Source organism: Pseudovibrio sp. FO-BEG1, assembly GCF_000236645.1.
GTDB lineage: Bacteria > Pseudomonadota > Alphaproteobacteria > Rhizobiales > Stappiaceae > Pseudovibrio.
On the sequence record NC_016642.1, the window covers coordinates 577,742 to 604,152 of the forward strand.

The 26,411-nt window shown below is 52.5% G+C and carries 29 protein-coding genes; 10 read left to right on the forward strand and 19 right to left on the reverse strand.

All coding sequences use genetic code 11. The annotated features are described in order from the left end of the window. Positions 1–75: 75 nt before the first annotated feature. The 11 genes from PSE_RS02660 to hisB form a co-directional block, all read right to left on the reverse strand. Entirely contained in the window at positions 76–378 is a 303-nt protein-coding gene (locus PSE_RS02660; RefSeq protein ID WP_008548432.1) for a hypothetical protein, read from the reverse strand. 152 nt (positions 379–530) lie between these two features. Then, complete coding sequence (locus tag PSE_RS02665; protein ID WP_008548548.1) at positions 531–788, reverse strand: SemiSWEET family sugar transporter; 258 nt, start codon at positions 786–788, stop codon at positions 531–533. Positions 789–955: 167 nt separating this feature from the next. Beyond that, complete coding sequence (locus tag PSE_RS02670) at positions 956–1,735, reverse strand: GNAT family N-acetyltransferase (protein WP_008548709.1); 780 nt, start codon at positions 1,733–1,735, stop codon at positions 956–958. Between the two features lie 94 nt (positions 1,736–1,829). After that, a complete protein-coding gene (locus PSE_RS02675) occupies positions 1,830–2,792 on the reverse strand; it encodes a hypothetical protein (protein WP_014283460.1) in 963 nt (320 codons plus the stop codon). 325 nt (positions 2,793–3,117) lie between these two features. Further along, a complete protein-coding gene (coaA, locus tag PSE_RS02680) occupies positions 3,118–4,083 on the reverse strand; it encodes a type I pantothenate kinase (RefSeq protein WP_008548706.1) in 966 nt (321 codons plus the stop codon). A 54-nt stretch (positions 4,084–4,137) separates the two neighbouring features. Next, a complete protein-coding gene (locus PSE_RS02685) occupies positions 4,138–4,461 on the reverse strand; it encodes a phosphoribosyl-ATP diphosphatase (RefSeq protein WP_008548771.1) in 324 nt (107 codons plus the stop codon). 54 nt (positions 4,462–4,515) lie between these two features. After that, positions 4,516–5,295, reverse strand: a complete 780-nt coding sequence (gene hisF, locus PSE_RS02690) for an imidazole glycerol phosphate synthase subunit HisF (RefSeq protein ID WP_008548610.1) — start codon at positions 5,293–5,295, stop codon at positions 4,516–4,518. Then, on the reverse strand, positions 5,292–6,035 hold the full coding sequence (gene hisA, locus PSE_RS02695) for a 1-(5-phosphoribosyl)-5-[(5-phosphoribosylamino)methylideneamino]imidazole-4-carboxamide isomerase (RefSeq protein ID WP_008548661.1): 744 nt from the start codon (positions 6,033–6,035) through the stop codon (positions 5,292–5,294). The genes hisF and hisA overlap by 4 nt, the downstream gene beginning before the upstream one ends. Before the next feature lie 45 nt (positions 6,036–6,080). Further along, positions 6,081–6,734, reverse strand: coding sequence for an imidazole glycerol phosphate synthase subunit HisH (hisH, locus tag PSE_RS02700; RefSeq protein WP_014283462.1), 654 nt, complete (start codon positions 6,732–6,734; stop codon positions 6,081–6,083). A gap of 13 nt (positions 6,735–6,747) precedes the next feature. Beyond that, complete coding sequence (locus PSE_RS02705) at positions 6,748–7,221, reverse strand: DUF2628 domain-containing protein (RefSeq protein ID WP_014283463.1); 474 nt, start codon at positions 7,219–7,221, stop codon at positions 6,748–6,750. 35 nt (positions 7,222–7,256) lie between these two features. Further along, positions 7,257–7,850 (reverse strand): imidazoleglycerol-phosphate dehydratase HisB, encoded by a 594-nt coding sequence (hisB, locus tag PSE_RS02710; RefSeq protein ID WP_014283464.1) that lies wholly within the window; start codon positions 7,848–7,850, stop codon positions 7,257–7,259. A gap of 204 nt (positions 7,851–8,054) precedes the next feature. Here hisB and pyrF point away from each other — a divergent pair, with 204 nt between their 5' ends. From pyrF to PSE_RS02730, 4 genes are all read left to right on the forward strand, one after another. After that, positions 8,055–8,771: an orotidine-5'-phosphate decarboxylase gene (gene pyrF, locus PSE_RS02715; protein WP_008548301.1), complete on the forward strand. Its 717-nt coding sequence runs from the start codon at positions 8,055–8,057 to the stop codon at positions 8,769–8,771. A gap of 125 nt (positions 8,772–8,896) precedes the next feature. Further along, entirely contained in the window at positions 8,897–9,259 is a 363-nt protein-coding gene (locus tag PSE_RS02720; RefSeq protein ID WP_008548543.1) for a hypothetical protein, read from the forward strand. Positions 9,260–9,411: 152 nt separating this feature from the next. Next, on the forward strand, positions 9,412–10,080 hold the full coding sequence (pcp, locus tag PSE_RS02725) for a pyroglutamyl-peptidase I (protein WP_008548244.1): 669 nt from the start codon (positions 9,412–9,414) through the stop codon (positions 10,078–10,080). A 396-nt stretch (positions 10,081–10,476) separates the two neighbouring features. Next, a complete protein-coding gene (locus tag PSE_RS02730; RefSeq protein WP_041767868.1) occupies positions 10,477–10,914 on the forward strand; it encodes a type III secretion system chaperone in 438 nt (145 codons plus the stop codon). A gap of 68 nt (positions 10,915–10,982) precedes the next feature. On the opposite strand, the gene PSE_RS02735 is transcribed toward PSE_RS02730, so the two are convergent. Further along, on the reverse strand, positions 10,983–11,912 hold the full coding sequence (locus PSE_RS02735; protein ID WP_041767869.1) for a S9 family peptidase: 930 nt from the start codon (positions 11,910–11,912) through the stop codon (positions 10,983–10,985). Positions 11,913–12,220: 308 nt separating this feature from the next. Here PSE_RS02735 and PSE_RS02745 point away from each other — a divergent pair, with 308 nt between their 5' ends. From PSE_RS02745 to PSE_RS02765, 5 genes are all read left to right on the forward strand, one after another. Continuing rightward, the gene (locus tag PSE_RS02745; RefSeq protein ID WP_014283468.1) at positions 12,221–12,730 is read left to right on the forward strand and encodes a DUF2867 domain-containing protein; all 510 of its coding nucleotides are present in this window, start codon (positions 12,221–12,223) and stop codon (positions 12,728–12,730) included. Positions 12,731–13,075: 345 nt separating this feature from the next. After that, on the forward strand, positions 13,076–15,133 hold the full coding sequence (locus PSE_RS02750) for a methyl-accepting chemotaxis protein (RefSeq protein ID WP_014283469.1): 2,058 nt from the start codon (positions 13,076–13,078) through the stop codon (positions 15,131–15,133). A gap of 192 nt (positions 15,134–15,325) precedes the next feature. Then, on the forward strand, positions 15,326–16,963 hold the full coding sequence (locus PSE_RS02755) for a DUF4173 domain-containing protein (RefSeq protein ID WP_208998071.1): 1,638 nt from the start codon (positions 15,326–15,328) through the stop codon (positions 16,961–16,963). Positions 16,964–16,965: 2 nt separating this feature from the next. Continuing rightward, positions 16,966–17,667, forward strand: coding sequence for a response regulator transcription factor (locus PSE_RS02760; protein ID WP_041767872.1), 702 nt, complete (start codon positions 16,966–16,968; stop codon positions 17,665–17,667). Further along, positions 17,664–19,256 (forward strand): HAMP domain-containing sensor histidine kinase, encoded by a 1,593-nt coding sequence (locus PSE_RS02765; RefSeq protein WP_014283472.1) that lies wholly within the window; start codon positions 17,664–17,666, stop codon positions 19,254–19,256. Before PSE_RS02760 ends, PSE_RS02765 begins: the two co-directional genes overlap by 4 nt. A gap of 421 nt (positions 19,257–19,677) precedes the next feature. Here PSE_RS02765 and rsgA read toward each other — a convergent pair whose 3' ends face one another. The 7 genes from rsgA to secB all read right to left on the reverse strand — a co-directional run bounded on the left by rsgA (position 19,678) and on the right by secB (position 24,752). After that, positions 19,678–20,718 carry a ribosome small subunit-dependent GTPase A gene (gene rsgA, locus PSE_RS02770; protein WP_014283473.1) on the reverse strand — a complete coding sequence of 347 codons (1,041 nt, stop codon included), beginning with the start codon at positions 20,716–20,718 and terminating at the stop codon, positions 19,678–19,680. A 343-nt stretch (positions 20,719–21,061) separates the two neighbouring features. Next, positions 21,062–21,862 carry a protein-L-isoaspartate O-methyltransferase gene (locus PSE_RS02775; RefSeq protein ID WP_014283474.1) on the reverse strand — a complete coding sequence of 267 codons (801 nt, stop codon included), beginning with the start codon at positions 21,860–21,862 and terminating at the stop codon, positions 21,062–21,064. 182 nt (positions 21,863–22,044) lie between these two features. Then, the gene (locus PSE_RS02780; protein WP_014283475.1) at positions 22,045–22,557 is read right to left on the reverse strand and encodes a hypothetical protein; all 513 of its coding nucleotides are present in this window, start codon (positions 22,555–22,557) and stop codon (positions 22,045–22,047) included. Positions 22,558–22,618: 61 nt separating this feature from the next. After that, on the reverse strand, positions 22,619–23,107 hold the full coding sequence (locus PSE_RS02785; RefSeq protein ID WP_014283476.1) for a hypothetical protein: 489 nt from the start codon (positions 23,105–23,107) through the stop codon (positions 22,619–22,621). Positions 23,108–23,181: 74 nt separating this feature from the next. After that, positions 23,182–23,616, reverse strand: a complete 435-nt coding sequence (locus tag PSE_RS02790) for a hypothetical protein (RefSeq protein WP_014283477.1) — start codon at positions 23,614–23,616, stop codon at positions 23,182–23,184. Positions 23,617–23,627: 11 nt separating this feature from the next. Then, a complete protein-coding gene (locus PSE_RS02795; RefSeq protein ID WP_014283478.1) occupies positions 23,628–24,080 on the reverse strand; it encodes a hypothetical protein in 453 nt (150 codons plus the stop codon). 165 nt (positions 24,081–24,245) lie between these two features. Then, the gene (gene secB, locus PSE_RS02800) at positions 24,246–24,752 is read right to left on the reverse strand and encodes a protein-export chaperone SecB (RefSeq protein ID WP_008548640.1); all 507 of its coding nucleotides are present in this window, start codon (positions 24,750–24,752) and stop codon (positions 24,246–24,248) included. 232 nt (positions 24,753–24,984) lie between these two features. Between secB and PSE_RS02805 the strand changes: the two genes are divergently transcribed. After that, positions 24,985–26,340 (forward strand): ActS/PrrB/RegB family redox-sensitive histidine kinase, encoded by a 1,356-nt coding sequence (locus PSE_RS02805; RefSeq protein ID WP_014283479.1) that lies wholly within the window; start codon positions 24,985–24,987, stop codon positions 26,338–26,340. The last annotated feature ends 71 nt before the right edge of the window (positions 26,341–26,411 follow it).

A 26,411-nucleotide genomic window follows, 5' to 3' on the forward strand; every position in this document is an offset into this window, starting at 1 on the left:
CTTCGCAAAAAGCTCAAAACAAAACCCCGGTGCAGCGCTCTGCACCGGGGTTTTTCTTTACTGAAACCAGAGCACTCAGCTCTTGGCGTTTTTCTCTTTTTCCATGGCCAGACGCATCTCAAGGTCAGAGATATGCTTCATGGCTGCTTTCTTATCTTCTTCGGAAGAGGCTGCGCGGTACTTCTCGCGTGCTGCAGCTATATCGTGGGTCAATTGCACTTCACGAGGGGCAGCTGCGCGATCAAGTACACTCTTTTGAACGCCCTCGACGCGTTCTTCTTCGACCTTTGTTCCTGATTTCGAACGGAGCGCTTCCAACTGCGCTTTCAGTTCTTGTTGGGCGGCGGCGTTCTTGTTGTTTTTATTGAGGTCGAACATGCTGGTTCCTTCTTGAGTGTCAAAACATATCCTCCCGATAGATATGAATTTAAACCAGCGCCTCTGTCTATTGCGTCCCGAAAAGTGTGCTGAACCTGCCCTTAATGGAGCACACCTCTATCTAATCAATTCCAATCTTTCTGCTTCCAACTCTACTTGTAGATCAGCTTCGCAGTCACAATCGCTCCGACGGCGATAATGGAGATGACATTGCCGACAACAAGCGGCCAGGCAGCAGTCATGATGCCGTAGATAAACCAGAGCAACACAGTGCTCAGCACAAGAAGGTTAGCCGCCAGAGAGAGGTCTTTTGTCTCGCGCGTCTTCCATGTTTTCAACGTCTGCGGAAGCCAGCACAATGTACCGATAATGGCTGCGAGATAGCCAATGTAATCTGCATAAACAAGCATAGGAAATATCGCATTCAGAAGTGTATCAAGGAAAAACTTAGGTAGGTGCTGTTGAGACTAACACAGCAAAAAGGCAGGCGTAATAGGTCCTTTTGCGGCAAGTGCACGTACAAAAAAGCCCCGGGGGTGCCCGAGGCTTCATCATCTTGCAGACTGCGAAACCGCTGTTAGAACACCCGTGTCTCTTCACGCGCAATCAGCTCACTTAGGGTCTTGATGCGTGCGCCATCTTCTTTGAAGTTCGCAGGAGAAAGCCACTTCTCGAAAGAAGCACGAAGCACCGGCCATTCACTATCCAAAACAGAGAACCAAGCCGTATCAAGGTTTTTGCCTTTCACAACAGAAGCCTGACGCAATGTGCCTTCGTAGCTGAAACCAAGACGAACCGCAGCCTTACGGGAAACCTTGTTCAGGGCGTTACAGCGCCATTCATAGCGACGGTAGCCCCATTTATCGAACACTCGTTGCATCATCAAAAACATTGCTTCGGTACCGCCGCACTTGCGTTGCAGCAGAGGGGAGAAGTGAATGTGTCCAACTTCGATGCTACCAGTCTCCGGTACAATGTTCATGTAGCTGGCGATGCCAAGTGCTTTTCCGCCTTCCTGCTCAATGATGGCAAAGGCGAACGGATCGTTTCCTGTTGCAAGCTCTTTAACGTAGGCCTCAAAGCTCTCGAAGTCAGGAAATGGGCCTTCATCCAGATAAGTCCAGTTCCTGCCTTCAGTGTCCACGCTGAAGGCTTCATAAAGGTCTTCTGCATGCTTGGCTGGGTCCAGTCGCTCCAATCGGCAGAAGTGACCAACCATGGTCTCATCTGTCGGCTGCTTGGCTGAAGTCCAGTCAGACATATCATCACCGACAACCTGCCCCAGTTCGTTCTGGTTTTGAGAAGGATCTTTTTCAGCCTTCTCTACTGATTTCAGTGCAGCTAGATATGCAAGCATTTTAAAGCTCCTCGGAATGTCCCGGTCTGGAAAGTTTACAACACCAAAATGACAAGACCCCGACCTCTCGGTCAGGGTTTGTCATCAAGGTTGATTACAGGCGCTCAGAAGGATCGTTCTTTCTCACCAGAGAAGCAGATCCCTTCGTATCGTCATCATCGTCTCTCCTCGATGATGTAAACGCCCAGAAACTCCGTTTGATGTCACCTTTGGCAAAGCAGTCAAAAAAATCTCGCCGCCCGTACATCGAGTTCTTGCTACAGCCATATCCATACCAGTAGCAGGTGTCGCTCTTCTTCACCTCGATGTGGCCGTGGCGGTTCCGCTTGTCGCGATCGTAAACGCAGATGGAACCGTCTGGAGCGCGGTCTGGACTGCTGACACGCAAGCGCTTGAAGCCGTACTTAGGCAGCGCTTTGATCGCCATGTAAGCTGATCCACCTGGAATATAGGTATCGACAAGCCCTTCGGAAAGGAGGTGCTTCTTCACATAGCGGTAGCAGTAGGTCATGCCACGGCGACGGCGGGCAGAACGAACACCGCCAGAACTGGCTGCCAACACGGCGCTGGCATAGCCCATGTAGCTGTCTTCTTCGCTACCAGCAATTTTGTTGGCCTCATCGCGGCTCAGCGTAGCCACTTCAGTCAATGCGTATTTGGAAAAGTCTGCTTTGGAAACGTAAATATCAGAGGCAATGTCGCCGTCTTCTTCAGGCTGATCAACACCAAGGCGAACCAACTCACCCTTGGCAGCGTCTGTTGCCCAGTCAAGAACACTCAATTGAGCGCCAACGGGCAGGATCTGCTGAAGAGAAGCGCCAACGGTTCCGTCATCTGCCGCTGTCCAGCCCTTTGCAAGAATTGGTTTAGCGACACTGTAGTTGCCGGAGGTCGTCATCTTGTTTTGCGGAAGAGTATCTTCGCCGGAAACCAGTGAAACTGGCTCCTCTGGCAAGGATAGTTCACCAAAAGAAGCGTTTGGTCCTGCAGCCACTGCAGTCGTGAGAACCAGAAAACTAAACCCTGCATACGCGGATACTTTTGCAAGCTGTAGCATAATCCCTCCGAAAGCCTTTTTAGGCACAGCAGCACCGGTTCCCGCGCGCGTTGCAGCACGAGATTGCTGAAAGATGGCAATAGGAAACGGTCGAGGCGCTCACGCGCTTCGTGGTTCATGCCAGTCTGATGATGGTGCGCAGCTGTCGTTTTACTGACGCAAGCTCCTGCTGGGGGGCATCTCGCACGCCGGCAGGCAAAATGTCCGGCAAGCCTTCACAAGGAAAGCCCGCAGGCACTCAGCGCTCAAACAAATGCAATACAGGCTGGCGCCTGCCTCTTGGTGCCAGTCTGTCAGTCAGCAATGTAAGAGCGCGTTTGCTCGTTTAGATCTTGCGCAGCGCCACTGTTTCGATGCTGTGGTCTGTACCCTTTGTCAGGATCAGATCAGCGCGTGGTCGCGTCGGCAAGATGTTCTGGCGAAGGTTCTCCAGATTGATGTTTTGCCAAAGGTCCTTCGCGATCTCTTGCGCCTTATCATTCGAAATTGTGGAAAATTTATGGAAATATGAACCTGGATCGCGGAATGCGGTCTCACGCAGTCGCATGAAACGCTCCAGATACCAGCGTTGCAGCACTTGCTCTTCCGCATCAATGTAGATGGAAAAGTCAAAGAAATCAGAGACAAAGGGCACGGCCTTTGCCGCTTTCGGCTGGTGAGACGTCTGCAGAACGTTCAGCCCTTCGACAATCAAAATGTCTGGCTGTTCGACTGTGACATGCTGTCCCGGCATCACATCATAGAAGAAATGAGAGTAAATCGGGGCGCGTACTTCACGCTCCCCACCCTTGATGTCGGTCAGGAATTTCAGCAGGGCAGAACGGTCATAGCTCTCCGGAAAACCCTTCCGGCGCATCAGTCCTTCTGCTTCCAGAATAGAATTCGGGTACAGAAAGCCGTCTGTCGTAATCAGATCCACCTTCGGGCTGGCTGGCCAGCGTGACAGGAGTGCCTGCAAAAGACGGGCAGTTGTGGATTTTCCGACAGACACCGAACCCGCAATACCGATGATGAACGGCGTGCGGGTCAGCTGCATGCCCAAAAAGCGCTTCGTCGCAAACTGAAGGCTCTGGGAAGCTTCCACGTAATAGGCAAGCAGACGTGAAAGGGGCAGGTAAATGTTCTTCACCTGCTCCAGAGACACAAAGTCATTGAGCGATTGCAGGTCTTCAATTTCCTGCACGCTCAACGTCATTGGCGTGTCTGCACGTAAAGACGCCCATTCAGTCTCTGTAAACACAGAGTAGGGAGACAGATCCAGTTCCTGAACTGGAGCGAGTTCTTTATGCATAGCGTTAGCGCTCAAGGCCCGTCGTGCCTCCCACTTCGCATGACAAGAAGAAACCTAGCCGTCCGTACGGGAGGCTTTTTCTTCCAGTCCGGTTTGTCCGGTGCGTGCTGCAAGTTTTGCCAGAACTTCGTCCAGCGCCACATCGGAAACCTTCAAAACAACAAGTAGGTGATAAAGCAGGTCAGCTGCTTCAGAAGCAACGCCTTCCTTATCACGCTCTACAGCCGCAATCGCAGTTTCAACGGCTTCTTCTCCAAGCTTCTGTGCACACTTGGAAACGCCCTTGGAAATGAGCTTGCGGGTATAAGACAGTTCATCATCACTGTTCGCACGTGCAGCAATGATAGCCTCTAGGTCCGAAAGGGTAAAATTGGTCATTTGACTAGCCTTGTTGAGGCCGCTTCAGGATTACTTTCAATACCTGAGCGAAATTTACTTATCCAGACGCATAGGAATTCCAGCATCTGCCATGTGTTGCTTGGCTTCTTCAATACTGTAAGTCCCAAAATGGAAGATTGAAGCAGCAAGTACAGCAGTCGCGTGCCCGTCACGGACACCTTCAACCAGATGATCCAGAGTTCCAACCCCACCGGAAGCAATCACCGGTACATGTACAGCATCCGCAATTGCACGGGTAAGCGGCAAATTGTAGCCCTCTTGCGTACCATCACGATCCATGGAGGTCACCAGCAGCTCACCAGCGCCCAGATCGACGGCTTTCTTGGCAAACTCAACCGCATCAATGCCCGTTGGTGTGCGGCCACCATGGGTGAAGATTTCGAAGCGCTCAGGCTCCCCTTCAGCAGAAACACGCTTAGCGTCGATGCTGACAACAATGCACTGGCTGCCGAATTTCTGGGCTGCTTCCCGAATAAACTCAGGATTTTTCACCGCTGCAGTGTTGATTGAAACTTTGTCTGCACCTGCATTCAGCAGCTTGCGAATGTCTTCCACGGTGCGCACACCTCCGCCAACAGTCACCGGCATAAAGCAGGCTTCCGCGGTGCGTTGCACAACATCATAGATCGTATCGCGGTTATCGCTGGAGGCCGTGATGTCAAGGAATGTCAGCTCGTCAGCACCCGCCGCATCATAGGCTTTTGCTGCTTCAACCGGGTCACCAGCGTCGATCAGGTCAACAAAGTTGACGCCTTTCACGACACGACCATCCTTCACATCAAGGCATGGAATAATGCGTGCCTTCAGGGTCATGCGAGGCCCTCCCGGCTCTTCTTGATCAGATCAAGAGCTTCCGCAGGATCAAGGCGACCGTCATACAGCGCACGGCCAGAGATCGCACCTTCCAGAATATCGCAATCAGGCTGAATCAGACGCTCAATGTCCTTGATGTCTGCAAGGCCACCAGAAGCGATGATTGGAATGCTCACAGCATTAGCCAGTTCCAGGGTGCTCTCGATGTTCAGGCCCTTCAGAACGCCGTCACGATCAATGTCCGTGTAGATGATGGCTGCAACACCAGCATCTTCAAACTGTTTCGCCAGCTCAATCACGGTCAGCTCAGAAGTCTCTGCCCAGCCTTCAACTGCAACCTTGCCGCCTTTGGCGTCAATGCCTACGGCAATGCGATCTGGATACTTCTTACAAGCTTCCTTCACCAGCTCAGGGTCGCGCAGGGCAACGGTGCCGAGAATGACGCGTGCAACGCCTTTTGCCAGCCAGTTGTCGATGTGCTCCATGGTGCGGATACCACCACCCAGCTGAACCGGGTTGCTGGTATTGGCAAGGATCGCATCAACAGCTTCGCCGTTTTTGCTCTCACCTGCGAACGCACCGTCCAGATCAACAACGTGCAGCCATTCAAAGCCCTGATCCTGAAACGCCTTCGCCTGCGCACCTGGATCGTCGTTGAACACGGTTGCCTGATCCATGTCGCCCAGTTTTAAACGAACGCACTGGCCGCCTTTAAGGTCAATCGCTGGAAAAATAATCATAATTCTGTCCTTGGACTTGTCTGTGTCACTGAAAGCGGGCAGCCGTTACGGCGCCCAGCTCAGGAAATTGGAAATCAGGGAAAGGCCGAGCTTTTGGCTCTTTTCAGGGTGAAACTGCGTGCCGACGATGTTGTCTCGCCCCACCATCGCAGTGAACTCACCCGCATAGTCAAAGCTTGCCAAACGGTGCGCAGGGTTGGCTGTCGCAAAATGATAGGAATGCACGAAGTAAGCGTGCAGGCCATCACCTCCGGTTTTGATACCTTCAAGAACCGGGTGCTCATCACCAGTCACGTTGATGGTGTTCCAACCCATGTGAGGAATTTTCAGCTCAGGATTAGCTGGTTTCATCGCGGTCACATCACCGCTGATCCAGTCCAGCCCTTCAGCTTTCTCGAACTCAAGCCCGCGAGTCGCCAGCAGCTGCATGCCAACACAAATGCCCATGAATGGCTTGCCTTTGGTCAGCACAGCTTCTGCCAGTGCCTCTTCCATGCCATCAACAGCCTGCAGGCCGCGGCGACAATCCGCAAACGCACCAACGCCCGGCAGCACAATACGGTCAGCCTTGGCAACAACGGCTGGATCCGAAGTCACCGTCACCTCATGAGTATGATGATGGTTATGGGCTGCATGCTCAAACGCTTTTGCTGCGGAGCGCAAGTTGCCAGAACCATAATCAATAATTGCCACACTCATGAAGGAACTCCTGTTATCGCTTGAGTGTCATTCCAACGACATCTGTGTCGCTGGTTTGTGGAGCCTGAGGCCCCTGTGGAGGCCGAGCTTCGCCTTTGCGGCGGGAAACACGGTCGAAGAAACGGATTTCTGCCTCATCCAGATTGGAGGCAGTGATGAAGCTGACGGTCTGCCAGTTCTTGCGGCGCAGGCTCCAGCTTTTCAGGAACCCGGCTTCCATCGCAAAGAACAGTGTAGCAAGCACGGTGATAAAGCCGCCAGTGGTCGAGCCAAAGGCATTGGCGACAAACACCAATGCAATGATTGCTGCCAGATAGCCAAGGAAGACCAGCCACATGCGGTTATAGAGAGACCAGAGGAGGGGGAAGAGCATCGCCCACCACGAAAAGCCGTCTTTCACGAATTTGATGTTTCGTGCGTCCTCGTCCTTCAGGTGGTCAAGAGAAACCCCTGGTTCGGTCATGACATAATAGACAGCCAATTGCATTCTCCATAACTGGTAGAGCTGCGGGCCGAAAAAGGTTAGCCGCCAAGCTGACCTTTCGTCGTCGGCACGCGTCCACTCTGGCGTGGATCTGGTTCGATAGCTGTGCGTATTGTACGCGCAACCGCTTTAAAGCATGTTTCCGCAATATGATGGCAGTTGGTGCCATAAAGGTTTGCAATGTGCAGAGTAAAACCTGCATTCATGGCAAACGCACGGAAGAACTCTTCAAAAAGCTCAACATCAAACGTGCCAACCTTGTCCCGTGGGAAGTCCACCTGCCAGACAAGGAAAGGACGACCGGAAACATCCAGTGCCACACGGGTCAGGGCTTCATCCATCGCCAGATGCGTATCTGCATAGCGGGTGATGCCGCTCATGTCGCCAAGCGCTTCTTTAAACGCCTGTCCCAGAGCAATGCCCACATCCTCTGTGGTGTGGTGGTCGTCAATATGGGTGTCACCATCTGCGCGAATAGTCATGTCCACGAGCGAATGTCGGGAAAGCTGTTCCAACATATGATCAAAGAAACCAACACCGGTCTTGATGTCATACTTGCCTGTGCCATCCAGATTGATGGAAACAGAGATCGTCGTTTCTTTAGTGCCGCGGGCAATAGTGGCCTGACGCATGGGATGTCCCTTGATAAGTTTATAGCCCTTATACTCATGCAAAACCCCTGCACAAGCATTTAAAGACGCGCCGTTTTAACAGGCTAAGGGATCGCTGCAAATACCCAAAGATGAAAAAGCTAGGATCTGCTACTCCCTCTGGTATTTCTCGGCACAAACTGTTAGGAACTGAGCCGTTTATCTATCAGATATTTGGAGCCTCGCATGTCTTATCGCCCAGCAAATGCAGTCGATCGCTTGATCCTTCCTCTGGATGTTCCAACAGTTGATGAAGCGCGTGAGCTCGTCAAGAAGACACAAGGGCTTGTCGGCACTTACAAAATCGGCATGCAGCTCCAGTTCGCAGGTGGCCTTCAGTTCGCGGAAGAGCTGGCCAAAGAAGGGCACTCCATCTTCCTCGATGTAAAGCTGCTGGATATCGACAACACCATCACAAGCGCAGTGAAAAACGTCGCAAAAATGGGCATGAAGTTCATGACCATCCATGCGTACCCGAAAAACATGCGTGCAGCGGTGAAGGCACTGGAAGAAGTCGGCAACAAAGACCTCTGCCTGCTGGGTGTCACCGTCCTCACGTCCATGGACGAGCAGGACGTAAAAGACGCTGGCTATGTCGGCCCAACTGCAAACCTTGTCGAACAGCGCGCGCTTGATGCAGTTGAAGCTGGCGTTGGCGGTATTGTCTGCTCTCCGGTGGAATCTGCTGCAATGCGTGCAAAGGTTGGCGACAAGCTTTGCATCGTGACGCCGGGTGTCCGTCCGAAAGGCTCCGATGCTGGCGACCAGCGCCGCATCATGACCCCATACGATGCCATCAAAGCAGGGTCCGACTACCTCGTCATCGGCCGCCCAATCTACCGTGCAGAAGACCCCCGCGCCGCAGCCGAAGCTGTAGTCGCTGAAATCGAGAGCGCTTTGTAGGGGAGTGGCCTCATTACCTCGGTACATATGCAGATGTAAATCTCGGGGATTGCATCTGTGTATGAGCCTTTCATGATGCCTGTTGCTGGCATTTACGCTGGGCTCAAAGACAGAGGTGTTGGGATATGACTGAGGCAATGGCACGGCAGAAGCATGCTTACTGCGAAATGGAAAACACGAGCAACTACGATGCTACGATCATCGGAGCTTCCGCTTACAATGGATCCTTCGTGGAAACCATCTCGAAGATACCTGCTCACAGCAGTAAAAGTGCATTTAGCTTAGCCGGAGATTCAAACAACAAAATTCAAGCAATGATCCGATATCAGTTAGCTGATCAAGGTGAGTTTTGGGTCTGTGTAACAACCGCTGAACATGGATTAAATAATCGTCCTGTTGTTGTGAACTGGCTCAAGAACATAAATGTAGATGTTACGACCTGGAGTGGCGCCGACGATCTCTCCTTTACGGTGAAAATTGCATCTTAAGCATCGGTTTCAGACATACGATCTATATTATAGCGAGTTGTAAGAAGCTTGATCTGCTTGCAACTCGCTCCATCTGTCTTTGTCTCTTGAACAAAGACTTAAGCTGCTCCCGATACTGATGGTGGAACACAGTGAGAAGGAGCAGGCATCCCATGGACACCATTCTCATCACCGGCTTCGGCGCTTATGCCAACACGCCGACCAATCCCGCTGAAAAACTGGCACTGGCGTTGGATGGCGAAGAGATCGCAGGCGCAAAGATTGTCTCCCGCATTGTCTCCGGGGCGTATTTCCGCTGCATTGAAGAGACTGTCGCCGCCATGGAAGAGCTGAAACCCAGCGCTGTCCTCATGCTGGGCGAGTACGGTGGCCGCTCCATGATCACGCTGGAACGTCTAGCGCAAAACCTAAATGATTGTGCGCGTTACGACGTCACTGATACCGCAGGCGTCACGCTTCAAGGAGAACTGACGGTGCCTGATGGCCCGGTTGGTTACTACGCCACAGTTCCCCTTAGAGCCATGACACAGGCTATGCGGGATGCTGGAGTGCCAACGGATATCTCAGATTCAGCTGCCACCTTCTGCTGCAATCACCTCATGTATGGCATCCTGCACCACATTGCAGAAAACAAACTTCCCATCCGCGCAGGCTGGGTGCATCTGCCCCATCTGCCTGAAGTCGCCGCCATGATCCAAAATCTCGGTGCACCAAGCATGTCCGTGGATACGCTGGTAAAAGGCATGCGGGCTGGAATTGAGGCGTTACAGGCAAATCAGGAAGATCAGAACATCAACATCATCTCCAAGATGCTGATTTAAAAAGAGATACCTGCTCGAGGATATAAGGCGCCTTAGTAAGAAGCGGTGCCTTTCAACACTTATCCAAGCCATCTGACGGCGAGTTCAGCAGATGTGATCGCATCTGGTTGTGTTTTACGGCGTGCGCAACTTACCTAAGCGATTTCGAGGGGTGCCCTGATGCTGCGTCTTCACACCCACGTTATGAAGCAGGCACAAAGCACGTTCATTCAGTGCACTTCACGCCTTTGTGTCTCGTAGAGAACAGTTTCTGCCCACATTCCCGTTCATAGTGATCAATAGAACTTCCTGCCTCAAAAGCGGGGAGCTCTTAGGAGAATGTTCGACATTTTTCGCTATCATAGAAACAAAACGATGGGATGGTCAGTCTTGCAGAATATGACACCTCAAACACTCATGAATAAGATTGCATCTGATGGCGGCATGTATGCTCTCGTCTTTAACAAAGACGGCGAGTGTACGATGAACGCTGACGATATCGAGATCCACATGCGGGCCTGCGATAAGCGCCTGAAGATGATGGCCTATCTCTCAGAAGATACAGAAGTTCCGCAGCATCTCATGGTCCAAATGCTGCACGAAAACCATACTGCCAAGAACCGTTTTACCTTTATCCGTGTTGCCCTCGGCCAACCTGCCGTCGTGTCCTGCATCGCTCTGGATGAGCTTGATGCCACTGAGCTTCAGCTGTTTATCTCCGAGTTCAAAGAAGTCGTACGCGCGTGGAAGCCAAAGTTTGCCCCTGCCTCCCAGCGCCAGTGTGAGCGTAAGATGAAACGTGATGGCATTCGCCATACGCAAGAAAGCGCCCAGGCCAAGCTGGAACTGCACTAGCCGTTACATAAACGAGCGATCCATCCCCCACCGAAAAAGAAAAGGGCAGAAAACTGCCCTTCGATGGATCAATCCAGCTTTGCCAGCCAGCCCTGAATATCTGAGATGACTTGCGGAACCATACTTTCGCCCGCAGCGCTCTTAAAAGAATGCGTCATGTCAGCATAGGATTTGTAAGTGACGTTGGTCTTACCCAATTCATCCAGCTTCGCAATCTGCTCTTCAACAGCTTCCGGAGAGACACTCTGATCCTGCCCACCTTGCACAATCAGAACAGGAGTGTCGACTTGTGCGAGGATCTCCAGCTGATCTGATTTCAGCATACTGTTCCACCAGTTGTAGCCATGCCCACTCATGTTGAGTTCAAACGGCTCACTGGATGTCACTTGTTGGGCAAACCCTTTGAAACCCGCAGAAGCTTCTTTGAACGCTTCCTCCGGCATACCACTGGACTTCATGTTGTGCAGGATGTCATCAATGAAGTGACGCCCGCCACCATTCAGCGCAATGCTCGCAGTCACGAAATCCGCCTTCGCAGCAATCATGTTGGCAACCACAGCGCCCTCACTGCCACCCAGCAAAATCACGCGCTCATAAATGCCGCCTTCCTTCAACTGACTGATCACCTTGATGTAATCTGCAGTCCGGCGTTCCGGCGAGTCATTCTCAATATAAGCCGCTGGGCAATCTGCGCGCTCATCATTCCTGTCCCAGGAAAGGTCGGAAGTGATGCCGTACTTCTCAACCGTCAGCACATCCGCTTTCGGCAGAACCTGAGAGAACTCCTCGTTGATCAGCTTGTTATTGGCGACGCTGTTACAATCAGAGCCCTGAATAAGCACAAGAAGATCTGTCGCGTTCTTCGGGCTTTGTGACTTCAGATAGATTTCAATCTCGCTACCATCTTCTCGCACCAGATAAAGACCGGACGCAGCAGCAGCCTGCGCGCTGAGAAGAACCGAACACCCCACAACAACTTTAAGCAATGTAGATTTCATAAAATCCCCCAATGGCAAGCACATAGGCGCCCAAAGCAGCACAGAAAGGCGTATTCTCCTGAGGTTCACTCCCCAAAGTGATCTCAGAGGCTGGCGTGTTTGCCGGTAAATTGAAACTAGAAACACCGATGCGGTGCGCGAAAAAGTGTGTTGCAATCATAAGGCGAGAGTGTGGCACAAAAAATATATTATCGCAGGATTAGGCAAGCTAACTGAAACCATCTAATTCATTGCAAATAAACACACTTTAGGATAATCTAAATAATGCGGCGAAGACCAGCTGCAGCATCATAAAGGAGCGTAAAAACATGCCGGAAACCCTATCTCTCCCGGCCCCTCAATTGGTTGCCCCGCGCGAAGAGTTGTACTTCTACCACGTCAACTCCTTGAAGATACAAGAACACCCAACCGCGTTTGAGGTCTACAACGCCCTGTTCAGCAAACGTTCTGCTTGGCTTGGCGCTGCATTTTGGGTGAGGGACCAGATCTCAGCTTTGGCTGGAGTTACCAAAATCAAAGGCTTTGAGGGCAAGCGAAAGACCACGCTGCCAGAAGTCGGCGAGAAGCTCGATTTCTTTCTGGTTGAGCACATTGAGGACCGCGAACTGGTACTCACCTCAAGAGATAAACATCTCTCGGTCATGACCACGTTCAGCGTCGATGCAATTTCTGAAGGGGCGTTGGTGCGCATCACCTCTTCGGTCATCACACACAACTGGTTCGGCAAACTCTACATGCTGCCAGTCGGTCCAGCCCACAAGTTCATTGCGTGGAACATGCTACGTAACGTAAGTTCTGCTTTCTCTGTTTCGAAGTAAAACGCTTAATCAGGATGTATATAGGTTCATAGGTCGAGTCTTCGTGGCGAATCTCTATTTATAAATAGAGCCTTGCTTCGGTTGGTTGCTGTTCTGGTTAATCATTTTACTGATATTTTTGATGTTTCTTTTCTAAAGAATATGCGAAATAACTAAAATTTTTTGCCTGATTAACATCTCAACCCTATTTCCGGAAAACAAATTTCCGAACAAGGCTCTATCAAGAATGCAAAGAGCACACGTTTTGGAATGCTGCCCGCATACATGGAATCGGCCTCTTATCGTTAACTAGCCGTAAATAAACACGGGAAAATGCTTAGTTAGATTTCAGCGGACCGAATTATCATGTTTGCATATTTAGCTAAGCTCAAAATTGTTCATACCATCACACTGCTCTCAATTATTCCAAGTATTGCAGCCCTCGTTTTTCTCTATCAGCTCATTAAGGTCGACACCGAGGATGAGCAGAAACTGGCCGCCCTTTCACAGCTCACGCGCCTTTCCGTCAAAATCGGCAGTCTGGTGCATGAGCAGCAGAAAGAGCGCGGCGCCACAGCCTTATTCCTCGCCAGCAAAGGTCAGCAGTTTGAGGCTGACCTGAAGAGCCAGCGCAAGGCAACGGACACTGCCCGCATCGATTACCTGCAGTTCCTTGAGGGCTTTGACCTGTCCATCTATCAGCCAGCATTTGCCGCTGATCTGGAAGGCATCAATGCCGAGCTGCAAAAGACGCCCAGAATGCGCTCCAATGTTGATGCGCTGAATGTGCAGATGGCTGAGGCGGTTGCTTTTTACACCAGGTTGAACTCCGAAAAACTCGACATCATCGGCTCCATGAGTGAGCTCAGCCCCAATGCGGAAATTGTAGACCGCATCGTAAGCTATCACGCCTTCCTGCTGACTAAAGAGCGGGCAGGGCTAGAGCGGGCTGTGGGTGCCGCAGGCTTTGCAAGCAATGCGTTCCCACCTGCCGCCCTGCAAAAGTTCCAACGGCTTATCGTTGAACAAAATGCCTTCACGCACATTTTCCAAACCTACGCCACGCCTGAACTTTTTGCAGATTATGAGAAACTGCAGAACGGTGCAGCCAACACCAAGCTGAACACCTATCGCGATATCGCATTGGGCGGTGAGGAGACAGCAACTGCTCTGGAAACCATCAGTGGTCCTGAGTGGTTTGAAACCGCGTCCCAAAAAATCAACCAGCTCAAAGCCTTGGAAAACACCATCGCTGCCAGCCTGATTGAAGATACAGAACAACTGCAAGCAAGCGCCAACGGACGTCTCACCCTTCATATGGGCATTGCTGCTGTAGGCTTCCTGCTGGTGTTCCTGATGTCTTTCATCCTCATCAAGTCCATCCAGCGTTCCTTCGCTAAGATCATAGAAGCCATGGAGCAACTCGCCAGCGGCAACCTGAACATCAAGCTGCCAAAGCCGACGAAGAACGAAGTTGGCCAGATGATCAAAGCAGTCTCTGTCTTCCAGGAAAACATGATCCTCGCGCGTGATCTGAAGAAAGAGCAGGACACCCAGCACGCCTCTCAGTTGGAGCGTGGTAAGTTCCTTGAAGGCCGTATTGCAGACTTTGAGCAAGCTGTTTCCTATGTGCTTGAAACCATGGGCCGCAACTCGCAAACCATGCAGCTGTCCTCTCAGGAAATGTCGAGCATCTCCGAGCTTACCAGTAACCAATCCAAGGCAGTCGCCTCAGCAGCGGAAGAAGCCTCGCGCAGCGTGCAGTCTGTCGCCTCTGCCACAGAGGAGCTGGACTGCTCCGTCGCCGAAATAGGCAACCAGATGCAACACTGCCGAAAAGCCGCTTCAGAAGCGGTGGATCAGGTCCACAGCGCCAACTCTGATGCTGCAGAGCTGCGCAAAGCAGCGCAGAGCGTGGGAGATGTGGTTAGCATCATCACAGACATCGCTGAGCAAACCAATCTGCTTGCCCTCAACGCCACCATAGAAGCTGCTCGGGCAGGTGTAGCAGGCAAGGGCTTTGCAGTGGTCGCAAGTGAGGTGAAGTCACTGGCTGAGCAAACCTCTCAGGCCACAGAGCAAATCCGAAATGAGATTGCCGATATCCAACGCGCCACAGAGGGATCTCTCACCGCAATGGAAGACATCGACAAGATCATCCGTGAGATCGACCAACGCGCCAGTGCCGTCTCCAGCGCCATCAACGAGCAAAAGTTTGCCACTCAAGAAATCGCCAGCAATGTCAGCGAGGTCGCTGGCGGAACAGCTGAGGTCACGGAGAACATCGCCAAGGTCAACGAAGCCGCCATTCAAACTGGCGTCACCTCAAAGCAAGTCCTCATCGCCTCCGAGGAGCTCCGCACGGAAGCCGATCACCTCCGCAACGAAATCGACCAGTTCCTCGGTGATATCAAAGCGGCCTAGGCCCACCAAATCCCAATAAAAACAGCAGTCTGCACACCTATGCAGGCTGCCTTCCCGTAGCAGCTCTCATCACCTGCACAGAAACTGCACAAATCTGCACGAGATCTCATCGGTTTTGCCCAACTGCCTGCAAGGGGCACCGGTAGACCGTCGCCTGAGTTCATTCACTTAATGATTTCAGGGGCGAAATTGATGTTATCTAACTCTCGCATTCAGCCGGTGTCATGGATGCCTGCAATGGGCATTCAGGCCCGGTTTCTTCTTGGTTTGGGCTTATGCCTGCTTGCGGACTATTTGTTCTTTGGTCACAGGGCTGAAATTGGCTTCAGCCTGTTCATTGTAGCTGTTGCCTTTGCGATCATGCTGTTGGGCGGACACCGGGTGAGCCCCCGCCTTGCTTGGATCACGATGCTGACGGTGATCATTGGCGTTGTGCCAAGTATCCTCCAATGGGATTTTCTGAGCGGGTTGATCGCCATCCTCGCTCTGGCCATGTGTGCTCTCATTATGAACCGGCGCATCAATGCCTTTGACTTGAAGATGGTCAAAGTGCTGCTCATCTTCCTGCGCCGTTGGCCGCTGGGTTTTATCAAAGACATGTTTACGCTCAGCCGCGTCAAACGACGCAAGCGGCCATTGTCCAACTACGCCAAACTAGCGTTCACCTGGTTTCTGCCCCTCACCCTGTTCCCGATTTTCCTGTACCTGTTCAGTTCTTCAAACCCTGTCATCGAGCAATGGCTGCTCAGCATCAACCTGGGCAAGCTCTTTGAAAAACTGAACATGGCGCGCATCGTGTTCTGGTCCATCACTTTTGTTCTGATCTGGCCGTTCCTGCGCGTAAAATTCAGAAAAAAGCTGAAGAAAAAGATGGCTGTTGAATCCGCGGCTAAAACACCGGAGCAGGAAACGGTTCAAGCCTATCAATCCGTGATGGATGAAATCTTTGGCTACAAAGCTGTTGTCCGCTCGCTTGTGCTCTTCAATGGCCTCTTTGCTCTGCAAACTGTGCTGGATGCCTTTTACCTGTGGGGCTCTCAGGAACTCCCGGCAGGAACTACTTATGCCAACTACGCCCACAAAGGCGTCTACACCCTCATCATTGCCGCTCTGCTCGCCGCTATCTTTGTACTGTTCGCCAGCCGCTCCGGTGCCCCTACTGCTAAATCCAAACTGGTGAAGGTGCTGCTGCTCGCGTGGACCATCCAAACCGCTCTGCTCGTCGCCTCCTGCCTCGCACGCCTCGGCAATTATGTCGGCGTGTACTCAATGACTTATCTACGCCTCTACGCTCTGATCTGGGTGATACTGGTGCTCATCGGCGTACTCAGCATCATTGCCAAACTGGCTTTAGGACGAAACAACGGTTGGCTCGTTCGTGTGAACATGCTCGCAGTTGCGGGGATCCTCTACACGCTCAGCCTTACAAACACAGCCGCATTGATAGCAGACTACAACGTGACCTACGCCGATAACTCAAAGTTTGACCATTGGTATCTGATCAGCTTAGGACCACAGGCTATTCCGGCCATTGATGCAAAGATGAAAAGTGAATTGGAGCGAGGTGTTGCTGCTAATAACCGTGAGCTTTGGGAGCTATGGTCATCCCGCCAAAACTTGGCTCAAAAAGTGAGATATTGGGCGGATGACTGGCGCCTATGGAGCCTCAGAAATCAGTTGCTGCTCAATTACCTGCAAAAGAACGAGGCCCCGACAAAGCCGCAGTCTCCGGCAAAACCGCAGGCTCCGACACAACTGGAAACCCCGGCTAAGTTGCAAACCCTGGCCTCTGACAGTAGAACTCGTTATCGTGAAGATCCGGGCCTCTGAGAATGCAAAATATACTGGTAGTTGACGACGATGCGCACATTCGGGAAGTGATTACCTTCGCGATCGAAAAAGCCAACTACAACACAATCATAGCTGAAAACGGATTTGAGGCTGTTGCCTGCTTTAAGCAGCAGCCGGTGGACCTGATCATTCTGGACATCGGCATGCCGGAGATGGATGGCTTCGAAGTCTGCCGCGAGATCCGCAAGCACTCAGAAGTGCCTATTCTGTTCCTGTCTGCCCGCGATGAAGAGATTGACCGTATCCTCGGGCTGGAAATGGGGGGAGACGATTACGTCACCAAACCGTTCAGCCCACGAGAGCTGGTCGCCCGCATCGGCGCAATCCTGAAGCGCACCAATGGCCCTAAGATTACAGGTGAGGTCAAGCCGTCTCAGCTTCAGGCCGGAGGCGTACAGCTTGATCCTTCCTACCGCTCAGTGGCTTACAACGGCCAGCCCGTGGAGCTGACATCCATCGAATTTGAGATCCTGAAACTGTTTCTGGACCGCCCGCGCATGACGTTTTCCCGCGATAGGATCATCGATCTGGCATATCCGCCCAACATCCACGTCTCAGACCGGACAATCGACAGTCATATCCGCAATGTCCGCTCAAAGCTGGCAAATGCAGGGGCGCCGAACCTGATTGAGACGGTGCACGCTGTCGGCTTCAGACTGGCGGCAGTGCCGGTTCCCTCATGATCGCCGCGGCAACAAAAAAGAAGTGGCGCCCAACACTGGGCCTTGTGGTGGTTGCAGTGCTGCTCAGCGTGCTGCTGCTGCCGCTCGCCATCATTCTGTTCTTCCGCATCTTTGAGCATCAGATCTTCCAGCAAACGGAAAACGCCCTGATTGCTCAAAGTGCTGTCCTGTCAGCCGTCATGTCGCAAATGGTGGAAGAGCAGGAGCAGATCAGCCTTGATGACCTCGTGAGTGCAGAACGCAGCGTGAGCGTGGAGAACGGCCCCTACACGCCGATAGCGCCGCGCAACTACCTCTTTTCCGCCAAAACCTACCCACGCCGAGCAAAGGCTCGTGAAGCCGCTGAAGCACCCAGTGAGGTGATGCTGAACATCGGCAGTCGCCTGTCTCCGCTGCTAATGGAAACACAGAAGGTCACACTGGCTGGCTTCCGTGTGCTTGACCACAAAGGCAACGTCATCGCTGGGCGCAGCGAAGTCGGTCTCTCCCTGAGGCACGTGGAAGAAGTGCAAACGGCACTCTCTGGCCAATACCGTAGCGTCCTGCGTGAGCGGATTTCGGATGAACCGGCGCCAGCGTTGACTTCACTAAGCCGCGGAACATCAACGCGCATCTTCTCTGCAATGCCGGTTCTGGTGCAGGGCAAGGTGGTTGGGGTGATCTACGCCTCCCGCACGCCAAGCAACACCATGCGCCAGCTCTTCAAACAATGGCAGGTCGTGGCCATTGCCGCTGCCTTCACACTGCTTGTGACAACCGCTATCGGCTTTGTGTTCCTGCGGGTCATCACCAAACCAATCTATGAGCTGATCGACCGTACTCAGCGGATCAGCAGTGGCGATACGCAGGCAATCGCGCCTCTGAAGCACAATGGCACGCGTGAGTTTGCATCGCTGGCAGACAGTTTCCTCGCCATGGCCCGGAAAATCTCGGAGCGGGCAGACTACATCTCCACCTTCGCCTCTCACGCAGCACATGAGTTGAAATCGCCGGTCACAGCCACCAAAGGAGCAGTCGAACTCCTGCTGGAATCCGGGGACGACATGTCAAAGGACCAACGCACCAGATTCCTGAACAACATTTTGCAGGATTCCAACCGCCTGTCCGCACTGCTGGACCGCCTGCGCCATCTGGCTCGTGCGGACAACCCCAAGTCCTCTGGAACTCTGCATCTTGGTGAACTGCTCGATCACCTGCAAAGTCACTATGAGCAGCTGGTGATAGAGGTGGACTGCGAGAGAGACCAGATCCTGCCAATCACGCTGGAAAATGCGGAGATTATCTTCTCCAACCTGCTGGAAAACGCAGTGAACCACGGGGCGAGCAAGCTCACCATTAAGGTTGAGGAAACACCGGAAACCCTGCTGTTTTACACCAGCGACAACGGTAGCGGCATTTCTGAGGGCAATGCTGGGAAGATCTTCGACCTGTTCTTCACCACCAAGCGGGCAGAAGGCGGCACAGGCATGGGCCTTGGCATCGTGCAATCCATGGTCAAATCACACTACGGCACCGTGTCTTATCTGCCGGATAGAGCGGAAACCACATTCCTGGTTGAGCTGCCAAAGACCACGGCAAATTCGGGATAAAACCGAATCTCTCAGCAGTCGGGCACTGCTTCGCGCGCTGCGCTTACCTCAAAAAATCTTTCCCTGCTGTTCTTTATAGAACAGCTCATTTCATTGAAACGCGCAACACTCGTTGAATGCAGCTGGAAAAACAAAGCTGCTTCGCCAACTGCGGTATTGCAGCACTGCATTTGGCTGAAAAAAGGTGAGCGTCACCACTTCGGTCAGACAGCATATCCACCGAGTGGGCAAACCTCCCGAGGTCCTTGAAGTTGCCTCAACACAACAACACTTCAAGGGCATATAGCCGACCTGCGAACTCTGCCAAAACCGCGGGTCGGCTCCCCTAAATCAGTTTGAAGGTTCTAGCTGGAAACCGGCAAACTGAATAAGCGGTAGCACCCCCACAAGCTGACCCTGTGGGGGATGCTATTCAAAGGGGCTAGTAATCGCCCTTCATGATACGGTTGTCTGCCTGCACACGCTTGATCATCTTGGAGAAGCTCTTCGTACGAGAGCGGGATTGCGCAACAGTCTCGCTGTTGTACAGCTCCTCCCGTGCCAGCTTCTTCCAGCGTTTAAGCCGTGATGGATCCAGTTCCCCTTCTTCAATTGCAGCCTGAATGGCACAGCCTGGCTCGCTCTCATGACTGCAGTCGGAAAACCGGCAGTGCTCTGCCAGATCAACCAGATCCTGAAACACCGCAGCAACGCCCTCAGAAACATCGTAGAGCCGCAAAGCACGCATACCCGGCGTATCCATCAACCAGCGCCTATCGCCAACAGGATAGAGGCAGCGAGCCGTCGTAGTGTGCCGGCCTTTCGCATCATCCTCGCGAATGCCAGCAGTCTTGGCGGAAGAACCGCTTAGGCTGTTGAGGATTGTTGACTTGCCAACACCGGAAGAGCCCACCAATGCTGCAGTTTGCCCAGCCTTCCACCAGTCAAACAGCGGGGCAATCTGCTCTGGATCACGGGTATCAAGCGCGATCACCGGCAACAGCGGATCAATCTTCTGCACTTCGGCCTCAAACGCATAGGTGTCATCCACCAGATCAGCCTTCGTCAACAGAACGACGGGCTGAATGCCAGCCTGCTGAGCCACGACTAGATACCGCTCCAGCCGCGCGATGTTGAAGTCTTTGTTGCAGGAGGTGGTGATGAACAACACGTCCAGATTGGCCGCAATCAGCTGCGCACGGGCATCTTCACCCGCCGCGCGTCGTTCCACCAGCGTGAGCCGGTCCAATGCACGAACGACTTGAGCATGCACGTCGTAAACCACCCAGTCGCCAACCGCATAATCGCCGGTTGAACCATGGCCGGGAACGCTCAGGGTGAACTCTCCCTGATGACCGATACCAATCATCTGGTTACGGTGAACCTGCGTAACGCGGGCAACAGGAAGGGTTTGCAACTCATCATCCTGAAGCTGCATCATAAAGTGAGCGGACCAACCCAGCTCAATCAATTTATGGGACATTTATCTGCCTGAAATAGAACAGCACCATAGGGTCGCCGTAGCCAACGCATACGGACCCCAAAGTGGGTCAGGCAGGCAAGGCGTGTTGCCTATTTAAACGAACCTGCCTGAAGCACCTTTATCACAATCATAATGCACCCCCTTTGGTTACGTTTCGGATCATCACGCTCACGCGCAACGGGAATGAGCTTAGCGAGAGGCGGGAGGTTTGGCAAGCCGGATTACTATGCGGCATAAAAGCTAGAGCGCGTTCCGTTTGATTGAATTCAATCAAACGACAAGAACTCGTTTAAAATAAATAAGTTAGAGCATGAGGCGTGAATGTAAATGAGCGTAACATGCTCTAAGAGTGGGATTTGGCTTCAATCGCCAGATGGATCATCTTTGCCACATCCAGCACTTTGTCATCCAAAGCCTGCTCAACGAATTTGACGTCCACCGCCATATCCGTCAGCTCGCCAAAGTCATTGGTGTAAGGATTGTTCTTGTAATCCCGGCTGATCACAAAGGCGCAGGGCGCCCCAAGCTTCAGCTCGCAAACCTTCTTCTTCTTTTTCAGGCTGATGAAGAAACCGTGCCCCCAGTCATCAGTGAAGGGAAACACAATCTGCCCCCGCAGCTTGGTATTGCGATAAAGCTCAGCAGGTACTGTGGTGGTGCCATAGCAAAGATAGGTCCGGTCCAGCGCAGCACCGTCATACACCGCATGCACGTTCTTGATGCCTGCTAGGTTCTCGCGACACTTGTCATGCAGCTTCTCATGGGGCTCATCGAAGTAAACTGAGCCCTCCGGCCCAACCACATGAGCGATAACTGCGGTGAAGTACCCGAGACCAGAGCCGGACTCAAAAACGCTCATCCCCGGTTTGAGACCCGACCAGTTGAAAATCTGTGCCCAGAGCGAAGGCTGCCCGGTGTTGATGGAAGCCTCATGCACCAGCTCCACCAGCATGTCCTGATAGAGGTCTGCAGCATCCTGCAAAACAGCGCGGCGTCCATAGCCGGGCGTGGTTATGGCCACCTTCCAGGGAGGGGGGAACAGAAAGTCTTCTTTGCGGATATTGGCAAACGCATCCATCAGCAACGCGCGGTTCCCACCACGCAGGTTGTAGCAAACTTCTTGTGCGTATGCGTTTTCAGACATCGCAGAAAAACCGCTGCCTCAGGAAAGGAGATTGAGCATGTCTCATTTGGCCAGATACAACCAAATGCAAGGGTTCCGCTCAAATCAATTGTTAGAGCGCGACACGTGAAGGCCACGAACTCCGGGACAGACTAACTTTTCCCGAGAGCAATTGAAGACCAGTTGAAATGAGGGGCCAAACTTTAACTGAGCCTCATTGCGCGGAGCTGTTGGCGCCAGGACCGTCTTTTTTTTGATTTCGGCGTACGCCAGATCATCACCAGCGCATACAATGCAAACGGCAAATAGCCGGCCTTGGGAAGCCAGGGATGGGTGGCGACCAGCGCTTTAAGCTTCTCTGGCGTGACCAGATAAATGATCAGCATCCAATAAAGAACAACAGCGCCCCAGATGCAGAAATAGCGCATCAGGAAGCCAAACAAGCTGAGGCGTCTCGGCCATAAAAAGGCAGCCAGAACAAGGTACCCGCCAAGATGGATAGAGTTGCTGGCGAAGCTATCCTGAGCAGTGGCGTCAAACAGTTTGCTCACATACGGATAGGAGAGATAGAAGACAACAAAGCTGAGATACTTGCGTAAAAGACCAAAGCGCGTCAGCGGTATCAAATCTGGATCAAAGAGTTCCTGCTCTGAATGTTTATTGCTGTATTTCTTATAAAAGCTGAGGGCTTTGTTTTGCATAAGTGCGCCGTGCATAAAACGATTTCTCGTTTATTCGCATAGAGATACCTCCGGCGCAACCTGACGTCCACAGAGATCACACAGCAGAGCTGTTCGCCTCATCCTTCGTAGAAGGCGCGCGCCAGATCATGATGCCAGCGTAGATGGCTGGCGGCAGATACACTGCATGAATGATCCACGGGAAGGGCTGCAAAAAGGTGGCAAGCTCCTCGGTCGTCATCGTGAATGCAATCGGCACGAAAATCACTGCGCTGTACACCGCCGCAAAAAGAACGACCCCAAGATAGCGACCAATAAGCTCCAGCGCTTTCACCTCTCGTGGCCAGATGAAAACAGCAGCCACAACAAGCACACATGCAACGGCATAGTTGAAGATCAACAAATCCCGCATACTGGTGGCATAGCCACTCAGAAGGAAAGTGGAGGAGATATAGAACAGCAGGTAGCTCAGATACTTGCGGGTGACCCCAAGACGCGTCAGAGGCTTCGGAGTTTTCTTGTACGGATCCTTGCCGTGATACTTTTTGTAGTATTTCCGGTAGAAATTGGCGTCTTTGATCCGCATATCAGCCCCGTGCAACATCAGAATAAAGCGTATGTTGCACAGACCTGATCGAGGTGCAAATGCAGTTATAAGCACTACGGTTTCTGATAGAAATAAGAAGCGCAAAAGCCAGGTTGGCTTTCTAGCTCATCAGCGCTGTGAGGTGCTTCGTCACCGTCGAAGACATCAATCTCCAACTCTTCCTTACCTCGGTAGTTCAGCACGACGTACCCCACTTCTGTATGTGGCAAGCAAAACGTATTGTCGCGAAGTAGCTTGAGATCATTGGCATGAGTAAAGCGATAAAGATTAGGGACGTCACCTTTCACTGCTTCCAGCGGCAAAACGCTACCAGTGCTCATGGTAATGGCTGTAGGAGATAACTCGATATCGCCAGTAATGCTCATCGCGGTGTTACTCACTGCGATCCACTTCTCACCAGCATCTTCAGCATAAGCGAGCGGGCTCGCCAGAAGAGTGAAACCCAAACACACAGAAGCAAAGCCAACACCCTTGTTTAATCGTGCCATGCTGAGCGCCCCTATGACTTGTTGTAGGTAAACGAGCCGCAGAAACCAGCTTGTTGGTCTACGCCCTTGCCAGCGACAGGTGGCACATCCCCGCCGAACACGTCAATCACAAGAAAGTCTGGCTGTGACCGATCGATGACCATGAAGCCTTTGTCGACGCCCTTTTCGCAGAAGTATTTGCCTTCAGGCAAATTGAGCGAGGTGGCACCGCTGAAGGAGAACAGGTTTGGCGTATAGCCCTCAACGCCGGTAATCGTCAGAACACCAGCATTACCCATCTCGATTGTGCCGGGAGCCAGAATGATGTCGCCGGTAATTTGCTCTGCGGAGTAGCTGTAGGCGTGCCAGTCCTCAGGGCCAGCAATCTCTGGCTCTTCGTCCTGGGCAAGGGAGCCGACAGGTGTCATCAAAAGGGCAGCAATGCCCAGTGCGCCAGCAATATTCAAAAATCTTGGATGCCGCATTTTTAAGTCTCTTGAGGCCTCTATCTTTTGACTGCGGCAATCCTAGGTGGCGAAACTAAACATCTTCCTAGATCGAAATGTCGAATTGCAGGCAAAACAAAAGCCACGCTGGAATCCAGCGTGGCTTTGTCAAAGTACCGACAGTTGGCCGGAAACTTAAAATTCTTAGTTTGGCTTTGCTTCGCCATTGTCGCCAGCAGGTGCCTGCTGTGCTGCTGCAGCCTGTGCCAGGTTCTGGCGGTACAGAGCAGCAAAGTCGATTGGATCGAGCAGCAGTGGAGGGAAGCCGCCATTGCGTGTGGTGTCTGCAAGAATGTTGCGAGCAAACGGGAACAGCATGCGTGGGCACTCGATCAGGATGAACGGGTGCATATGCTCCTGAGGAACACCAGTGATCTGGAATACGCCACCGTAAACGAGTTCTACAGCAAACAGAACCTGCTCAGGAGTGTTCGCTTTTGCGTTCAGGGTAATAATTACTTCGAACTGGTCTTCGCCAATTGGATTTGCACCAACGTTTACGTTGATGTCCAGCTTAGGCTGTTCACCTGGCTGAAGAGACTTCGGAGAATTTGGGTTTTCAAAGGACAGATCTTTAATGTACTGAGCCAGGATGTTCATACCTGGAGCAGCTGCTTCACCCTGTTCGCCAGCAGTATTAGCTTCACTCATATCGTTTTTCCCGTGTCGCAATAACAATCACTGGTACAACTCACTGTCACTCTTAAGTGTTTGTTTGCTGTACCTGCGCAACTAGATGGTTGGCTAGCATGCCCCAGAGGCGGATACAAGGCTATGCTAACATTTCAGCGGCAAAACAGCATAGTTCTGCCACATAACCCATTGGCAAGTGGATCACCTGTGATTTATGAAGGGCTTTTATGACGTATTGGAGCAAGATTAAATGATAAGCACACCGGAAGGACAGTCGCGACTGTTAGACCCGCAGATCAAGCTGGATACGCTTGTCCGTCTGCGTTGGTTGGCGGTAGCCGGACAAACTGTCTCTCTGTTGGTTGTGCACTACTTGCTCAACTTCCCGCTGCCTATTGGCTACAGCTACGTTCTGGTCGCTGCCTCGGCTTGGCTCAATGTCATCCTGAAAATCCGCTGGCCATCGAGCACGCGCATCTCCAAAAACGCAGCAGCAGCGCAGCTGGCCTACGATATCATCCAGCTCGGTGGCTTGTTCTACCTCACAGGTGGACTGGGCAACCCGTTCTGTTTCCTCATTTTGGCGCCGGTTGTGGTCTCCGCAACCGCGCTGTCCTCCCGCAACACCATCATCCTTGGCGCGCTGGCTGGCGCAGTTGTCACGCTGCTCACCGCCTTCCACATGCCGCTGCCTTGGTACGATGGCACCCAGATCGATCTGCCACCGCTGTATCTCGTCGGCGTCTGGTTCTCGCTCATGTGCTCCATGTTCTTCATGGCCACGTACTCCCTGCGCGTCGCAGAAGAAGCTCGCCAGCTCTCCAACGCGCTGGCCGCCAGTGACATGGTTCTGGCTCACCAGAAGCACCTGTCCGCGCTGGATGGCCTTGCAACGGCCGCCGCGCACGAACTGGGAACCCCGCTGGGCACGATCTATCTGACCGCAAAAGAGCTCTCCACGGAATTTGAAAAGGGCGACCCTCTACGTGAAGATGCTGAGCTGGTTTATTCTCAGGCTGCCCGCTGCCGTGAGATCCTGAAGAAGCTCACCAGCCTCTCCAGTGACGCCGATCAGGTGTTCCAGCGCATGCCGATCTCCCTGCTGCTTTCGGACGTCTCAGAGCCTCACAGAGGCCTCGGTATCGAAATCAAGGTCAACGCAGAAGGCACTGGACCGGAGCCTGTCGGTGTCCGCGATGCGGCCATCAGCTACGGCCTCGGCAACCTGCTGGAAAACGCAGTAGACTTCGCGGAAACCACGGTTCTCTTTGAGGCTAAGTGGGATGAGAAGTTCGTCGAAATCTTCATTGTAGACGATGGCCCAGGCTTCGCACCGGAAGTTCTCGCTCGCATGGGTGAGCCTTACGTCTCCAAACGCTCAGCACCTGCAATCTCTGAGGATGGTGAAGAAGAGTTTATAGATGACGGCGAGCGCCAGTCCGGCGGTGGCCTTGGCCTCGGCTTCTTTATCGCCAAAACATTGCTGGAGCGCTCGGGCGGAAGAGTGAATTTTCATAATCGAAAAGATCCGGAGCACGGTGCTTTGGTCCATATTCGCTGGCTGCGTGAAACGATGGATCAGGGAGCGCAAACTCCAGAATCCTGAGAGTAAATCTCTAGGTATCCTAGTAAAAATACTTTAGCGAAATCTGGCTATAAAAGCCGTTGGGAACTTCC

Bases quoted from the DNA above. Each gene is read 5' to 3' on its own strand.
- PSE_RS02660 (WP_008548432.1), bottom strand. From the start codon at position 378: ATGTTCGACCTCAATAAAAACAACAAGAACGCCGCCGCCCAACAAGAA.
- PSE_RS02665 (WP_008548548.1), bottom strand. From the start codon at position 788: ATGCTTGTTTATGCAGATTACATTGGCTATCTCGCAGCCATTATCGGT.
- PSE_RS02670 (WP_008548709.1), bottom strand. From the start codon at position 1,735: ATGCTTGCATATCTAGCTGCACTGAAATCAGTAGAGAAGGCTGAAAAA.
- PSE_RS02675 (WP_014283460.1), bottom strand. From the start codon at position 2,792: ATGCTACAGCTTGCAAAAGTATCCGCGTATGCAGGGTTTAGTTTTCTG.
- coaA (WP_008548706.1), bottom strand. From the start codon at position 4,083: ATGCATAAAGAACTCGCTCCAGTTCAGGAACTGGATCTGTCTCCCTAC.
- PSE_RS02685 (WP_008548771.1), bottom strand. From the start codon at position 4,461: ATGACCAATTTTACCCTTTCGGACCTAGAGGCTATCATTGCTGCACGT.
- hisF (WP_008548610.1), bottom strand. From the start codon at position 5,295: ATGACCCTGAAGGCACGCATTATTCCATGCCTTGATGTGAAGGATGGT.
- hisA (WP_008548661.1), bottom strand. From the start codon at position 6,035: ATGATTATTTTTCCAGCGATTGACCTTAAAGGCGGCCAGTGCGTTCGT.
- hisH (WP_014283462.1), bottom strand. From the start codon at position 6,734: ATGAGTGTGGCAATTATTGATTATGGTTCTGGCAACTTGCGCTCCGCA.
- PSE_RS02705 (WP_014283463.1), bottom strand. From the start codon at position 7,221: ATGCAATTGGCTGTCTATTATGTCATGACCGAACCAGGGGTTTCTCTT.
- hisB (WP_014283464.1), bottom strand. From the start codon at position 7,850: ATGCGTCAGGCCACTATTGCCCGCGGCACTAAAGAAACGACGATCTCT.
- pyrF (WP_008548301.1), top strand. From the start codon at position 8,055: ATGTCTTATCGCCCAGCAAATGCAGTCGATCGCTTGATCCTTCCTCTG.
- PSE_RS02720 (WP_008548543.1), top strand. From the start codon at position 8,897: ATGACTGAGGCAATGGCACGGCAGAAGCATGCTTACTGCGAAATGGAA.
- pcp (WP_008548244.1), top strand. From the start codon at position 9,412: ATGGACACCATTCTCATCACCGGCTTCGGCGCTTATGCCAACACGCCG.
- PSE_RS02730 (WP_041767868.1), top strand. From the start codon at position 10,477: ATGAATAAGATTGCATCTGATGGCGGCATGTATGCTCTCGTCTTTAAC.
- PSE_RS02735 (WP_041767869.1), bottom strand. From the start codon at position 11,912: ATGAAATCTACATTGCTTAAAGTTGTTGTGGGGTGTTCGGTTCTTCTC.
- PSE_RS02745 (WP_014283468.1), top strand. From the start codon at position 12,221: ATGCCGGAAACCCTATCTCTCCCGGCCCCTCAATTGGTTGCCCCGCGC.
- PSE_RS02750 (WP_014283469.1), top strand. From the start codon at position 13,076: ATGTTTGCATATTTAGCTAAGCTCAAAATTGTTCATACCATCACACTG.
- PSE_RS02755 (WP_208998071.1), top strand. From the start codon at position 15,326: ATGTTATCTAACTCTCGCATTCAGCCGGTGTCATGGATGCCTGCAATG.
- PSE_RS02760 (WP_041767872.1), top strand. From the start codon at position 16,966: ATGCAAAATATACTGGTAGTTGACGACGATGCGCACATTCGGGAAGTG.
- PSE_RS02765 (WP_014283472.1), top strand. From the start codon at position 17,664: ATGATCGCCGCGGCAACAAAAAAGAAGTGGCGCCCAACACTGGGCCTT.
- rsgA (WP_014283473.1), bottom strand. From the start codon at position 20,718: ATGTCCCATAAATTGATTGAGCTGGGTTGGTCCGCTCACTTTATGATG.
- PSE_RS02775 (WP_014283474.1), bottom strand. From the start codon at position 21,862: ATGTCTGAAAACGCATACGCACAAGAAGTTTGCTACAACCTGCGTGGT.
- PSE_RS02780 (WP_014283475.1), bottom strand. From the start codon at position 22,557: ATGCACGGCGCACTTATGCAAAACAAAGCCCTCAGCTTTTATAAGAAA.
- PSE_RS02785 (WP_014283476.1), bottom strand. From the start codon at position 23,107: ATGCGGATCAAAGACGCCAATTTCTACCGGAAATACTACAAAAAGTAT.
- PSE_RS02790 (WP_014283477.1), bottom strand. From the start codon at position 23,616: ATGGCACGATTAAACAAGGGTGTTGGCTTTGCTTCTGTGTGTTTGGGT.
- PSE_RS02795 (WP_014283478.1), bottom strand. From the start codon at position 24,080: ATGCGGCATCCAAGATTTTTGAATATTGCTGGCGCACTGGGCATTGCT.
- secB (WP_008548640.1), bottom strand. From the start codon at position 24,752: ATGAGTGAAGCTAATACTGCTGGCGAACAGGGTGAAGCAGCTGCTCCA.
- PSE_RS02805 (WP_014283479.1), top strand. From the start codon at position 24,985: ATGATAAGCACACCGGAAGGACAGTCGCGACTGTTAGACCCGCAGATC.